This is a genomic window from Blautia caecimuris (assembly GCF_024622975.1).
In the GTDB taxonomy this organism is placed as follows: domain Bacteria; phylum Bacillota; class Clostridia; order Lachnospirales; family Lachnospiraceae; genus Blautia_A; species Blautia_A caecimuris.
The window spans coordinates 1-14138 of sequence record NZ_JANJZT010000017.1 but is presented as its reverse complement, the minus strand read 5'-3'; the positions used below and the strand labels follow the sequence as shown (position 1 = coordinate 14138).

The window sequence follows — 14138 nt, the reverse complement described above, 5'->3', positions numbered from 1 at the left end:
TGTGTTATTTTTCATCCTGGATACGGGATAAAATATCTTCCCAGGCTTCCTCATCAATCTCCTCATTCCGAAACAGTTTTCTTCTGTCCTCCTCTGTGATCTTCCGGATCACCCGGCAGGGATTCCCGGCCGCAACAGACCAGTCGGGAATGTCTCTTGTCACAACACTTCCCGCACCGATCACTACGTTGTTTCCAATATGGACCCCGGGGCATACCACCGTATTTCCCCCAAGCCACACATTATCCCCTACCGTCACTTCTTTTCCATACTCATACAAAGTATTTCTGGTGTCCGGGTGAACCGGATGACCTGCTGTATAAATAGCTACATTTGGCGCAAACTGACAGTTATCGCCGATTCTTACCTTTGCCACATCCAGAATCGTACAGTTATAATTTGCAAAAAAATTCTTACCAGTCTCAATATTTTTTCCATAGTCGCAGTAAAACGGCGGATTAATAAAAGCATTGTCCGACTTACCCAGAAGCTCCTTTACCACCTCTGCAATTCCGTCAAAATCCGCCCGGTCCATAAAATTCAGTTTCTGAAGAATTCTCCTGCACGCAACCTGCTCTTCAAATACGCTTTCGTCAGAAATATAGGCAAGCTGCGCATCTCTGCGTTTCCTCATATCCATTCCTTGTGTCTCCTTTTCCATCCTGTTTCCAGAGCCCAGTTCTGCATATCTGAATACATTTTTCCTTTTATTTCTCCATAATCTGCCCAGATCAGAAAGTGATCTTTTTCCGTAGGTTCCTGTACTTTGTCAAGCAAATCCCCCATATAATATCTCTGTATTGGGTGAAACAGACCTTTTGTATCGTGAACACTGAAGGCCTCCGCAGAAGCCAGATATTCTTTTACTGTACATTCGCATCCACATTCCTCCAGGCATTCTCTTCTGATACATTCCTGATCGTTTTCTGACCCCTGGATACCACCACCAAGAAGGAACAATCCTCTGGCGGTGCGCACTACTGCTGTTTTTTCCCCGGAAAATATAACCAGGTAAGCGCCTGATCTGTCATAATACTGTCCTTTCTCTCTCTGTCCAAAAATCTTATGCATATCCTTCACGTCCTTTCCTGCACTTCTGCAGATACACAAACGCAGCCACACAGATCACCCCTGACAAAAGTGATCCTGCCGGAGCCGCAAGTCCCATTGGATACAGCGTATCCGGAAAATATACTGACGCCAGATACGCGCCCGGCACACGGGCACATATAATCGAAAGAAAATTATGTAAAAATGAGATTCCTGATCTTCCACAGGCACAGAAGTACCCGCTGAAACAGAAATGAACTCCTGCAAGCATACAGTCCCAGATATAAGAGCGCAGGTACTGTCCGCCGGAAACAGCAACCGCCGCATCATCAGTAAACAGCTTTACAACCGGCACTGAAACAAACTGTGTAAGCACTGCTACTGTAAACCCGAATCCCACGGAAATCATCACCGCGTACTTCAGAGTTTTTACTGCGCGCTCCGGTTTTCCGGCTCCGATATTCTGTGCAGAAAGAGCAGACACTGCTGAAAGCATGGTGGACGGCACCAGGAACACAATTCCGATCAGCTTTTCCACAATTCCAACTGCTGCCGCATCGTTCAGTCCTCTTCGGTTGGCAATTACTGTAATCACTATAAAAGCGATCTGGATAAACCCATCCTGAAGCGCCACAGGAATACCGATTTTTAAAACCTGCTTCATTACCTCTGCATCAGGTCTGAAATCCTGCTTTTTCAGAGAAATTCCCGTTTTTCTCCTTAAAATAACGATCAGAGCAGTGATCACACTGATGGTCTGGGACAGCACAGTTCCCAGGGCAGCGCCGGATGGTCCCAGATGACATGCTCCAATAAACACATAGTCCAGCACAATATTAGCGCCGCAGGCCACTGCAATAAAATACATGGGACTTTTGGAATCGCCCATTCCACGGAAAATGGAGCTGATAATATTATAGGCAGTAATAAAAGGTATTCCCATAAAACAGATAGTCAGGTACCTGACTGTACCGGAAACCGCTTCCCCGGGAGTGGACATAACCGCAACTATGGGATCAACGAATACCAGAAGCAGCACAGTAGAAACCAGAGCCACTGCCATAAATAAAGTTACCGTATTTCCGATCACTGATGCAGTCTCCTGCTTTTTCCGGGCTCCCACCGCCTTCCCGATCACTACTGTAGAGCCCATGGCAAGTCCCACGATCATAACTGTCAGCATATGCATGACCTGGCTTCCCACAGAAACTGCCGTAATGCTGTCTACTCCTTCAAACTGACCGATAATAAACAAGTCTGCCATACCATACAAGGTCTGCAAAAAATATGACAGAAGATACGGAAGTGAAAAGAACACAATATTTTTAAATACACTTCCTGAAGTAAGATTTTTTTCCATAATGCCTAAACTCCAAGCCTTTCAAATTCTCTTCGCAGCTCTTCTGCATCTTCCAGGGTATTTTTCCAGCCAAAGGTCTTCATATCCACCTTCCAGCCCTTTTCTGTCCACAATACCCGGATTCCTTCTTTTTCCAGCAAAAGTCTCTGCATATCACAGGTCTCAAAAGCCCCTGCGCCGCTTAAATAGCCCTGAGCATTTACCACTCTGTACGCAGTCTTCTGTCCTGCTTTTCCAGTCCGGAGCGCGTAGCCTGCCTGTCTTGCATTTCCGGGAACACCGCAGAGAAGCGCAATCTGCCCGTACGAAACCACTCTGCCTTCCGGAACTTTTTTCATAACAAGATCCGCCCGCTTATAAAAGTCCATTTTTACTCTTCCCCTTCCTGAAAATCCAGTTATATCATACCATAAAAATTTCTGCCAGGTAACTGGTAAATCCCCCAAACATTTTTTCCAGACCGGTCAGGAAGAATTTTAAATTTCAAGCCGGACCTTTATTTCGCAGCTTTAACAGCTCTCCTTCAGAAACTGTGATCTCCGTCCTCACTCTTTAGGGATCGTAACCTCTCCCGCAATATCCACAGAAAAATATTCCCTGATTTCTCTCAGACTGTCCGTCTGTCCCAGAACCCACATCAGTTTTGCCATGGCTGCCTCTGCAGTCATATCATAGGCCTGCAGAACACCGCTTTCCAGAGCTCTCCGCCCTGTCTCATACACAGAAAGATTGCTTCCCTCATATCTGCACTGGCTGCCTGCAAGTATGACCATTCCATTTTCTACTGCCTTTTTCACAGCTCCGATAAAATCATTTTTCAGAAACGGCATTCCGCCAAGTCCAAAGCCTTCCACATAAACGCCCCGGCAGCCTTTTTCCTGAAGATAGTCCAGGATCGAAGGATCTGTTCCCGGGTATAATTTCAGCAGAAATACTTTGTCTGAATAGGATGTCTGGGGACGGAAGATTCCTCTTTTTTCCACAAGGTTTTCCCGGCAGATATGAAGTCCCAGAGAACTGATTTCACCAATATAAGGATAATTAATGCTTTCAAATGCGTCAAAACTCATGGTCCGAACCTTAGAGGCGCGGCATCCCAGCATGACCTTACGGTTAAATGCCACAAATACTCCCGGACAGCCGCCAGCCGCCATATGAATCCCGCAGCGGCAGTTTTCCATAGCGTCTGCCACAGGATCTGCTATGGACAACTGACTTCCTGTTACCACTACCGGAATGGAAATATTCTGAAGCATAAACGACAGCATAGAAGCTGTGTACGCCAGTGTATCTGTCCCGTGGATCACTGCGATTCCCTGATAGTCCCTGCTTCTTTTTGCGATCAGCTCCGCCAGCCTTGCCCAGTCCTCCGGGAAAATATTAGCGCTGTCCACAGAGCAAAAATCCTCTGTTTCCAGTTCCAGATTCCGGGACACCATACGAAGCTCGTCCAGCATATCTCTGCTTTTCATTCCCGGCATCAGACCATTTTCGCCGTTTACAGAAGAAAGCGTACCGCCTGTATTTATAATAAGGATTCTTTTTTTCATATGATCTCTCCCTTGTTTCCTCAAAAATTATGCTGATGTTTTTGCCGAATAATGATTTTCAGCTGCTTTCTCACATCTCAGTTTTTGCAAAATATTCATGTATTCTAATGTTATCTTCATCATTTTATCAGCAAATATTCAAGGTTTCAACAACTCTCTTGTCCGGTCTTTTCCAATGAATCACAAAACTTCCGGTCTTTGCTGTCATAATACAGCTCCGTACCGGAAGTTTTATTATTTTGTATTAACGCTGAGATACTCTTAGTTGTTTCCCTCTTCTTCCCCTGATTTTATGTTTTGTTCCCTCCTGAGGAGGCTTGCAAAACCATACAAGCATCACTGACACAAGAAGTATAATCCCCAGTACAAGAACTGCAAGAACCCTGTTGCCCTGCGATGCTGTCCCTGTGTACTCTGCCATATCAAATCCGACAACAGTCAGCGCTGCCGATACGGGATAAACGCTTCTTAAAATTCCTGTTTTAAAAAACAGACAGGCATATCCCACCAGAAAAGCCGCCACGGCTCCTCCCATAAATCTTCCTTTTTTTCTGCTGTCAATAATAAGAAGAGGAAGAACCACAATATAAATACATACCGAGAGTCCTGCCATCTGGAAAAAATATCCTGTAAGTACCGAAAAGCCGGCTTTTGGAAGTCCTGCAAAAAAGCCAACAATAATCGCAGCAAAAAAGCTGTAAATTCCAAATCCTACGGCAAGGATGCCGGAGGTCAGCAGCTTTCCCCAAAGGAATCTGTGGAAGGAAACCGGCACCGTCAGAATGTTTTTTAAGGTATCATCTGTGTATTCTCTGTTAATCAGATAGCCTCCTGTTAAAGTGATCATAACTGGCAGAAATATCTGAGCATTTCCCCATATGGTACTTTCCAGCAATGCGGCAAGATCATAATAAGGATCCTTTAATGCATCGTTCATGGCAAACTGTGAAAAAAGCTGAAGCAGCGGTGAACAAAACATCCCGATCAGAGCAATCAGTAAAATATGGTATCTTTTCATTTTCTGAAATTCTGTTTTTATAATAGCTGTCATTTTCCCTGTCCTCCTACACATCCTGTTTTTTATAAACCTGTATGATCAGTGCAATACAGACTGCCGCTTCTGATAGAAGGACTGTAAAAACCAGTGGTCCGGAAATAAAATATGGCTGAAAGCGCTCATAAAATTCTGCCAGAACCTCTCCCACATTCTCTATAGAGTGAAATTGGTACAGCCACCGAAAGATCATCGGAACAGGTAAAAATGTAGGAAGATTAAGTCCTGCCGGAACCATGAGAAAGCTGTCATTGATCCGAAGAATATAATTCAGTGTTACATATGCAAAGGCAATGATCACTGAAATAATATAGGATTTGTTACACCACACCACAATAAAAATGCAGGGCATGGACGCAGCCCATAAAAGCACTCCTGTAGCCAGGGTAAGAATCAGCTGCTGTCCGGCTTCCTCCAGACGGATTCCGGATATCACAGACATCGCAGCCGCGATCATATATCCGGCAGCTTCATAGGCAATGTCAAAAATAAGAAGTACAAACAGCTTTGCCATGGTAAGCCTTCCCTTTGTAACAGGAACACACATCAGATTTTTTAAAGTATCATAATCATGTTCTTCAAAAAACAGATTTGCCGCCAGGACAACGGTCAGAGGGATCAGAAGCAAAAATCCGTTTTCCTCCCGTATTACGCTCATGAGATCATCAAAACTACTGTCTGACAGCAGCAATGAATAAAGTACAGGCATAATAAAAGTTGTAAGAAAAGCTGCCTGAAACAGTCTTTTTCTCTTCAGCTTCAGAAATTCACATTGGATCAGTCTAAGCAATGCCCTCACCTCCGGTCACACGTCTGAAATAATCCTCCAGGCTTTCCTCACAGATATGAGCCTCGCACACCTCCAGTCCGTTTTCCACAAAGGCTTTTACAATCTGTCCTGTGGGCAGGTTCAGATTATGGACGATCAGCCTGTGATCATCCTGTATGGTAAAACGCTTCTCATGGAATCTCAGTTCCAGAATTCTTCCCGCCTGAGCTGTATCAGATACAAAAAAACGGATATGTCTGCTGCTCTTCTGTTCCAGCTCCGCAAGACTTTCCTCCTCCAGAAGCACACCATGATCAATAATTCCGATATCATCTGCAAGAAGCGAAATCTCAGAAAGAATATGGCTGGAAATCAGAATTGTTTTTCCTCTTTCTCTGCAAAGAGCCTGAATAAAGGAACGTACCTCCGCAATTCCAATAGGGTCCAGTCCATTGACCGGTTCATCCAGGATCAAAAGCTCCGGATCATGCATTACTGCAAGAGCAATGGCCAGTCTCTGCTTCATTCCAAGGGAATACTGTGAAAACAGTTTTTTATCTTTATAGGGAAGCCCCACCAGATCCAAAGCATCTCTTATTGCATTTCTGTCAGGGATTCCCCTCAGCGCTGCAAAAATACCGAGGTTTTCCGTTCCGGTAAGATTCGGATAAAATCCCGGAGCTTCTATGAGACTTCCGATTCTTGGCAGGATTTTCTTTTCATTTCCTGACACAGATTTTCCAAAGATCCTTATCTGTCCGGATGTGGGCTTAGTAAGTCCAAGGAGCATTTTCATGGTTGTGGTTTTTCCCGCTCCATTTCTTCCCAAAAGCCCGTAGATACGCCCCTCTTTTACATGAATGCTGAGATCCGAAACACTTTTCTGCTCTCCATACTGCTTGGTAAGATGGTCTGTTTCAATCAGATATTGTTTCATTTCCTTATTCCTCCTTTTCTGACTGAAATGATACCATATTAACCTTATGATAATCTTATCTTAACCTTGCAAAATCCTTGCATTTATTCACACAAAGGAAATGTAAGCGTAAATCTTGTACCTTTTCCCGGCTGACTTTGGACAGCAATTCTGCCTCCCATTTTTTCTGTAAGCTGCCGAGCAATAGACAGTCCCAGTCCGCTTCCTTTTTCCGAACGGGCTCTGTCGCATTTATAAAGCCGCTCAAAAATATGTTTCAGATCTTCGCTTTCCATTCCTACACCATTATCTGATACTGAAATACTTACTTCCCGGGCTTTTTGCAGCATCCTGATTTCCACCCAGCTTCCATGGCTGTGAGAAAGCACATTCTGTATCAGATTATTTAAAATCCTTCTGTAACACTCTGCATCCAGAGACACCTGAGCAGGCCTGTCCGGAATCTGTATATCATAGTCAAAACCTGTGTCCTCAAAAACAGGTATCCAGTCAATGAGAATATTCCTGGTCAGCTCAGCAGCTTCCAGTATTTCCCTGTCCATGGCAAATTCATCTGAGTTCAGCCTGAACCAGTCAAAAAGAATATCAATATATTCCTTCAGATCATGAGCCTTTTTTCGTGCGGTCTCCATATATGCTTCCCGCTCATCTCCTGTCACAAGCTGTCTGTGTACTGCATCCAGATATCCGATCAGCGTTGTAAGCGGAGTCCTTACATCATGGGAAAGGCTTGTCATAAGCTGCCTGTTTGTTTCCTCAGCTTTATTCAGCGCAAGAATCCGCTCTTCATAGGAACGAATGATTCCATTAAGCTCATAGGCAAGAGGCGCTGTCCATTCACCGGGAGCTGCAAGGATCCTTCTGTTTCCGTTTCCCATTTTTACTTCCTTAAGCGCCTCTGTCATTTCTGAAAGCTGTTTTTTTATACCGTACAATAAAAAAACAGAAGCTGCAAAAAAAGCTGCTCCTGCCAGAAACATTACTACTCCCACTGTCATTTTATACCTCCCTGTTAAACCGGTAACCGATTCCCTTGATCGTCTGAATATATCTGGGATTTGCCGGATTTTCTTCCAGCTTTTTTCGAAGTCTGCTGATAACTGCCATAATATTATTGTCATCATACACATAAGGCTCTTTCCAGACAGCCTCGTAAATCCTCTGCTTTGTTAAAATTTTTCCCTGATTCTCAGCAAGAAACATCAGAACGTCAAATTCCTTTGGCGGAAGCTCAAAGGTTCCATTTCCTGTTTTTACTGAACGCTCGTCTATGTTCACACAGAGTCCCTCATACTGAAGGATCTCCTGACTGTTTCTGTCCCTGTTAAAGCGTGTATATCTTCGTATCAGAGAAAAAATACGGGCAAGAAGCTCATCCATATGAAAAGGCTTTGTCAGATAATCGTCTGCGCCTTCTCTTAGGCCTCTTACTTTGGAATAATTATCGTTTTTTGAGGTAAACATAAGAACCGGAACCTTGCTTTTCTGCCGTATTTTTTTCAGCGTCTCAAATCCGTCCATCCCCGGCATCATCACATCCAGAATAATAAGGTGATACTCCCGGCATTCCAGCATTTCCATCCCTTCTCTTCCGGTTCCGCAAAAATCAGCTTCTATCCCCTCATTTTCCACACTTTTTTTAATAAGGATGCACAGTTCTCTGTCATCATCTATAATCAGAATCCTGCTGTTTTCCAAAATTTATTCCTCTGCATTTTTATTCTGCTTCCTGATTGTGATCTGCTGCTTTTACTATAACCTGGCTGCAGATTATTCTGCCATAAAATACTGAAGCATTTCGTAAGCTACCCGGCTTCCTTCCATGATTTCCGGAGGAAGCAAAGCCATTGCCACACATTTCAGTTCCTCGTCCCTGTTTTCCATATTCTGAAGATACGCATAATCTCCGTCAATTCGTTTTACCTCATAATCAATACGCTCAAACATTGTGATTTCCCTTTCTGTCTTATTTTATTTCTTATCTGTGATCCCTCATAAAATTTCCCGCATGCGCAGATTTTATGCTTCCGGTTCCCTGTTATTCTTCTTTCATCTTTTTAAAAACCGGCACATACAGGCACAGTGTCACAAGCATGACTGCCATCATTACACAGATCATGCCGTTCACAAGCCATAATGGAAGAACCGGAAACAGGAACAGTATCAGCATACCCGCAAAAAGCGTTGCTGTACAGACCTTTCCAAACCACATTGCGCCATCCAGCATTTTTCCTTTTTTCAAGAAAATAAGTCCCTGAATTCCCATGTATCCTTCTTTGATGATCATGAGTACGATCAACACCCACATTAAGGGATATCTTGTTGCAAGACATACCGCAAGGGCGCCATGCGTCAGCTTATCTGCAATGGGATCCAAAGCTTTTCCAAGCTCTGTTATCGTATTAAAACGTCTTGCTATTTTTCCATCAAAAAGGTCTGTAAGACTGGAAATAAGAACTACAAAGGCTGCATACAGATATTCTCTTTCACTTTCTGCTGTAATATATAAATAGCAGAACACCGGAATAAGAAGGATCCGGAAATATCCCATAATATTGGGAATAGAAAAGATCTCTTTTTTTGTAAATTTTTTCATTGGTACACCTCGTTTTAGCATCCAGCTGGTTTCTGTAACATGTTCTGCAAAATCCCCCGGGGTTAATAACATTGAAATTTTATTCTCTGTAGATCCAGCTCCGGTAAAACAGGACACAAGAAGCCTGCTGTCGGAGACAATCCATACAGCAGGCCCTGCTTTATACCGGAGCTGATACTACAACTACCCGGTTGCGTCTTGCCAGAGCTACCGCAATGTGGCATAACTCCAGGCTGGCGCATATCTTATCTGCCATGGTGATGATCCATGCTTCTCTGTTTTTGGGAACCGGCCCCAGAGGAAACATATGTGTCAGAATTGCATTCCATTCCTTTTCGCTGATATCAAATGTCCTTGCACTGTTGTCAGCCGCAGCTTTGGGATGATAGAATGCCTGATGTTCTCCTGTAGGCGTTTTCTGCCGGAAATCATAGGGGCAAAAATCATGTAAAAGTCCGGCTCTGGCTGCCACTGTAGCATCACATCCCAGCTTTTTGGCCAGCTTCCATGATATATAGGAAACATTAATGCTGTGCATTAATCTGTTTGTCCACTGATGATGTTCATAGAGACTGAGAGAAAGAAATTCTTTATTTTTAAGAATATCCTCAACCTCTGAAAGATACGCCTGTGAGACTTCATCCGATAACTGAATGTCCATCGGCAATCACTCCCTTCCTTGTTCTACTTACATTATGACAATTCCTTCAGAAAATGCAAGGGATTTCACAGAATTTATATTCTTTTTATATTCTGTCTGTTACCTGTTCCCTTCGTTCGCAGTAACTTCTGTCTTTCTTCAGGCTGTCCGCAAATCGTTTTATATGCCTGTTCACAAAATCCGGAGCATCACAGCAGGAATTGTGTCCTGCTTCAGGTATCCATACCAGCATACAGTGCTCTCTGCGTTTCCAGTTTCTGTTATACCGTTTTGCAGAGCCGGCAGCATCCTTTTCACCGCATAATACAAGATAAGGGCAGGAAATCTCATATGGAAGTTTTTTCTCCACAGCCTGTGCAAAAATACGAAATCCGTGGTCTGCAAGATCGCAGTATTCTTTTTTTCCGTAGGAAAGCATCATGCGAACCATAAGCTTTCTCCCGTATTTTGTTTCAGATGTCCCCTCTGTTCCAAATTTCAGCAGCATTTTCCAGGGAATAGAACGATACATCCACTTCGTATGCTTCAGCATCAGAAGTTCTGCTCCTGTATAATATTTTCTCTTAAGGGGACAGGAATCTATGGAAACAAAACCTGATACAGACTTCGGATATCTCTGCATATAAACCTGAGAAATATACCCTCCAAGAGATTGCCCAACCAGTACAGGTGAGAAAATCCCCTCTCTTTCCAAAATCTGTTTCAGATAATCGGCCATATCCTCCATAGTAAAACACAGTGTAAAGGGACGGGATTTTCCATGTGCCGGAGCATCCCAAACCATACAGTTATAATCTTTTCTCAATGCTTCTGTCTGTTTCTCAAATAATCTGTGATCAGCTGTCAGACCCGGCAGAAATATCAGCCATTGTTTTTCTTTTCCTGAATATGCAGTCCAATAATAAATTTTTCCATAGGGTGTTGTATATACTTTTTCTTCCATGTTTTCTACAATGATTCCCTTCTCTTTTTTACAGCCATACGTTTCATTTTCACAATCTCTTATATCCCGCAGTTCCAAAGATACTCACATCTGTTCTGATATTTTCGCTTTCTGAATCTTATCCGTATAACTGTTTTTCCTATCATACACCTGTCGTCCAATAAGGTAAACAGGTTTTATTGCTGTTCATTCCACAACCTGGTTTTTACTGCTTGACAACTCCATAAAATCATGTAAAAATAGCCATGTTTGCCTGATTTTTTATAGAAAACTATAAAAGGGCAAATTTGAAAAAGCACACAAAATTATCATGAATTTGTCTTTATAAGATGCGCATATAGAGCTTAATATTTTTTGTCCGTATATTACGGATTCTATTATGCAAAATTCGATATTTGCTCATTTAGAGTTTTATAATTAAAAATACGAAAACAACAAAGGAGGAAATGTTATGTCAGGTCAGGTTCGGGATATGACAAAAGGATCACCTGGCAGACTGATCATTCTGTTTGCCATTCCCTTAATGTTGGGAAACATCTGCCAGCAGCTTTATACTATGGTAGATACTATTGTTGTAGGACAGATTGCAGGAGTTCAGGCTCTGGCTGCTTTGGGCGCGGTTGAATGGATCACCTGGATGGTTCTTGGTGTTTCTACCGGCGCCACACAGGGATTTTCTATTCTGATTTCTCAGCACTATGGCGCAAAAAAAGAGGATTTTTTAAAACAGTCTGTTGCACGAAGCTATGTACTTACCGCCGTTATTTCCGTTGTTCTTCTGACAGTCAGCCAGATTTTTGCCCGGGGGATCCTGGTGTTTTTAAATACTCCGTCAGATATTATCGGTATGTCTCTGATTTATCTGCGGATTGTATTCTGCGGAATACCTGCAGTTGCTGCCTATAATGTGTTTGCTTCTGTACTGCGCGCTGTCGGGAACAGCCGTACTCCACTGACAGCAATGATCATTGCGGCTTCTGTCAATGTAATACTGGATCTTTTATTTGTGGCAGGCTTTCACTGGGGAGTTGCCGGCGCTGCCATTGCTACGGTTACCGCTCAGCTTTTTTCTGCAGTATACTGCTTTCTTGTTGTCAGAAAAATAAAACTGCTTCATATCTCCCGCCAGGATCTTCAGCGCCGTCCCGGACTGGACCAGAAGCTTCTGAAGCTTGGAACGCCTGTCGTTTTTCAGAATACTATCATTGCAATTGGAGGTCTGGTAGTTCAGTATGTGGTCAATGGCTATGGCTTCCTTTTTGTTGCAGGCTTTACCGCAACAAACAAATTATACGGTATCCTTGAAATGGCAGCTATTTCCTACGGATATGCCATTGTGACCTATGTTGGACAGAATCTGGGAGCCGGGGAAATCGGCCGCATAAAAAAAGGCGTTCGGTCAAGCACCTTGCTTGCTTTTCTTACCTCAGCCCTGATCTCCTGCGTTATGTTTATTTTGGGAAAACAGCTTTTGTCCATGTTTATTTCAGGAGATCCTTCCCAGGCCGGACAGGTATTGGATATTGCCTGGAAATATCTTTTTATTATGGCATGTTGTCTCTGTATCCTGTATTTCCTTCATGTATACAGATCAGCCCTCCAGGGTCTGGGAAATACCTTTATCCCCATGCTCAGCGGTGTTGTTGAGTTTGTTGTACGTGTAGGTGTTGCAGTTTTTCTTCCTTTTATTATGGGAACAGACGGAATTTTTTATGCTGAAATTGCTGCCTGGACAGGGGCTGCGGTCCTTCTTATTATCAGCTATTTTTCTTCAATAAAGAAATATTCTTTAGCCGGAAAAGACTGAAACATATCTGCAGCGGTTATGCTGCAAAATCTTGAGGTGTCTATAGCCATGGGAGTCCATAAACGGGCTCCCTTTTTCATATAACAAAATATGTAACGGAGATCAGTCAGCCCGGCTCTTTAACGGTATATCAGAAAAACAATTACATCAGCTTATCACAATAATTGCAGGAAATTGATTTCTGTTACCCTCTGTCTGCCAGCGGAATTATAACTGTCTTATTTTAATCCAAGGAGATGATATAGTTCACTATGAGGTCTTTCCGAATATTTTTCATAAATATCAATATAATCCGGATCTTCTGTTCTGTCACAAAACGCCGGAAAAATAAAGCCAAATTCCGGAACACCTGCCTCATAATCACCTGTTACCGGACATATTGCACAGATTAAATATTCATAAACCTCTTCAGAATCCCAAAGACTTTCCTTATCTGTTCCTTTTACGGGAATATCATAAGTACCATGAAAAAAAATCACTGCATAATCATAAGTAAAATGACATTTTTCTGCAACCAGATCATAAAATGTATCCAAAAGCGCATCATTTTTAAGCGCACATGATTTCAGCCCTAAAAGCAGCTGACGCATTTTCACTGAGTCACGTCCTGTAAACTGATATCTTTTTAGATTCTTATTGGTTTCTGAAAAAGGAATTGCCTTTGCTATGGAAAGATTTTTGGCTTTGTCTGCGGACGATAATTTCAAAAAATTTGTATTAAAGGTTCCGTCAACAAATCCATCTTTATCCATATAACAGCCTACAATACGCGTCATTGCTGTACGAGAAACTGTCATACGTCTTGTAAGTTCCAGCATATATTCCCGGTTTATCTTTAACATAAAATTCCTCTTTTCTTCTCCTGTTAATAATGCAAGACACATCGCCAGCATTGTTCCCTGGGTGTTAATTCGTTCATAAATAAACTTCTGTGTGGGAATTTTAAGAGTCCACTCTAAAAGCTCTAAAAGATTTAAAACTATTATCCATGCAAAAAAGTCATAAATCAAAACACTGACTTATTTGACGCTTACAAAACTCCATCTGATTGCATCCTTGCGGAGCGTTTTTTGTTTACCAGAAAAGTCAGTACAGAATATATTTTTCCCGGTAAACAAAAAAAGTAGCCGATACGGCTACTGATGTTGCACATTCAAAACTACATACATGTTGACATTTGGAATCGTGTGACCAAGCTTTCGCTCGAATGCGGTCACCTCATGACTCCGTCATTCGGTGCCTTTTGCTTCGCAAATGTCCAGTCCAGTTAAGAACCACTCCTTCACAAGCAAGCTTGTTCCGTCCTGTTTCTTTCCTGTCCTGACCGCTTTCTCGCTTTTTGGTCAAGCCCTCGACCGATTAGTAGCAGTCAGCTCCATACGTTACCGCACTTCCACCTCTGCCCTATCTA

The 14138-nt window shown here is 42.7% G+C and carries 16 protein-coding genes; 1 reads left to right on the top strand and 15 read right to left on the bottom strand.

Annotated features, from left to right (window positions below; genetic code table 11):
- Positions 1-4 precede the first annotated feature (4 nt).
- The 14 genes from NSA57_RS11415 to NSA57_RS11350 form a co-directional block, all read right to left on the bottom strand.
- Positions 5-640, bottom strand: a complete 636-nt coding sequence (locus NSA57_RS11415) for a sugar O-acetyltransferase (RefSeq protein ID WP_303004238.1) — start codon at positions 638-640, stop codon at positions 5-7.
- Positions 631-1071, bottom strand: coding sequence for an NUDIX domain-containing protein (locus NSA57_RS11410; protein ID WP_257464895.1), 441 nt, complete (start codon positions 1069-1071; stop codon positions 631-633). Before NSA57_RS11410 ends, NSA57_RS11415 begins: the two co-directional genes overlap by 10 nt.
- Positions 1064-2410: an MATE family efflux transporter gene (locus tag NSA57_RS11405; protein WP_257464894.1), complete on the bottom strand. Its 1347-nt coding sequence runs from the start codon at positions 2408-2410 to the stop codon at positions 1064-1066. The genes NSA57_RS11410 and NSA57_RS11405 overlap by 8 nt, the downstream gene beginning before the upstream one ends.
- 5 nt (positions 2411-2415) lie before the next feature.
- Positions 2416-2778: an MGMT family protein gene (locus NSA57_RS11400; protein ID WP_173752948.1), complete on the bottom strand. Its 363-nt coding sequence runs from the start codon at positions 2776-2778 to the stop codon at positions 2416-2418.
- A 177-nt stretch (positions 2779-2955) separates the two neighbouring features.
- Entirely contained in the window at positions 2956-3960 is a 1005-nt protein-coding gene (locus NSA57_RS11395) for an asparaginase (protein WP_147600000.1), read from the bottom strand.
- Between the two features lie 244 nt (positions 3961-4204).
- Entirely contained in the window at positions 4205-5011 is an 807-nt protein-coding gene (locus tag NSA57_RS11390) for an ABC transporter permease (protein WP_173752946.1), read from the bottom strand.
- A gap of 13 nt (positions 5012-5024) precedes the next feature.
- Positions 5025-5804 carry an ABC transporter permease gene (locus NSA57_RS11385; protein ID WP_022067518.1) on the bottom strand — a complete coding sequence of 260 codons (780 nt, stop codon included), beginning with the start codon at positions 5802-5804 and terminating at the stop codon, positions 5025-5027.
- Positions 5797-6720 (bottom strand): ABC transporter ATP-binding protein, encoded by a 924-nt coding sequence (locus NSA57_RS11380; protein WP_138271473.1) that lies wholly within the window; start codon positions 6718-6720, stop codon positions 5797-5799. The genes NSA57_RS11385 and NSA57_RS11380 overlap by 8 nt, the downstream gene beginning before the upstream one ends.
- Positions 6721-6803: 83 nt before the next feature.
- Positions 6804-7712: a sensor histidine kinase gene (locus tag NSA57_RS11375; RefSeq protein WP_390427208.1), complete on the bottom strand. Its 909-nt coding sequence runs from the start codon at positions 7710-7712 to the stop codon at positions 6804-6806.
- Positions 7713-7719: 7 nt separating this feature from the next.
- The gene (locus tag NSA57_RS11370; RefSeq protein ID WP_147599996.1) at positions 7720-8418 is read right to left on the bottom strand and encodes a response regulator transcription factor; all 699 of its coding nucleotides are present in this window, start codon (positions 8416-8418) and stop codon (positions 7720-7722) included.
- Positions 8419-8490: 72 nt separating this feature from the next.
- A complete protein-coding gene (locus NSA57_RS11365) occupies positions 8491-8667 on the bottom strand; it encodes a chorismate--pyruvate lyase (protein WP_147599995.1) in 177 nt (58 codons plus the stop codon).
- 91 nt (positions 8668-8758) lie between these two features.
- A complete protein-coding gene (locus NSA57_RS11360) occupies positions 8759-9316 on the bottom strand; it encodes a CDP-alcohol phosphatidyltransferase family protein (protein WP_257464891.1) in 558 nt (185 codons plus the stop codon).
- Between the two features lie 160 nt (positions 9317-9476).
- Positions 9477-9977 carry an HD domain-containing protein gene (locus NSA57_RS11355; protein WP_022067523.1) on the bottom strand — a complete coding sequence of 167 codons (501 nt, stop codon included), beginning with the start codon at positions 9975-9977 and terminating at the stop codon, positions 9477-9479.
- 85 nt (positions 9978-10062) lie between these two features.
- A complete protein-coding gene (locus tag NSA57_RS11350) occupies positions 10063-10998 on the bottom strand; it encodes an alpha/beta fold hydrolase (protein WP_306814095.1) in 936 nt (311 codons plus the stop codon).
- A 373-nt stretch (positions 10999-11371) separates the two neighbouring features.
- On the opposite strand from NSA57_RS11350, the gene NSA57_RS11345 reads away from it, so the two are divergent.
- Complete coding sequence (locus tag NSA57_RS11345; RefSeq protein WP_257464890.1) at positions 11372-12727, top strand: MATE family efflux transporter; 1356 nt, start codon at positions 11372-11374, stop codon at positions 12725-12727.
- Between the two features lie 218 nt (positions 12728-12945).
- On the opposite strand, the gene NSA57_RS11340 is transcribed toward NSA57_RS11345, so the two are convergent.
- Positions 12946-13569: a DUF4317 family protein gene (locus tag NSA57_RS11340; protein ID WP_257464889.1), complete on the bottom strand. Its 624-nt coding sequence runs from the start codon at positions 13567-13569 to the stop codon at positions 12946-12948.
- Positions 13570-14138 lie beyond the last annotated feature (569 nt).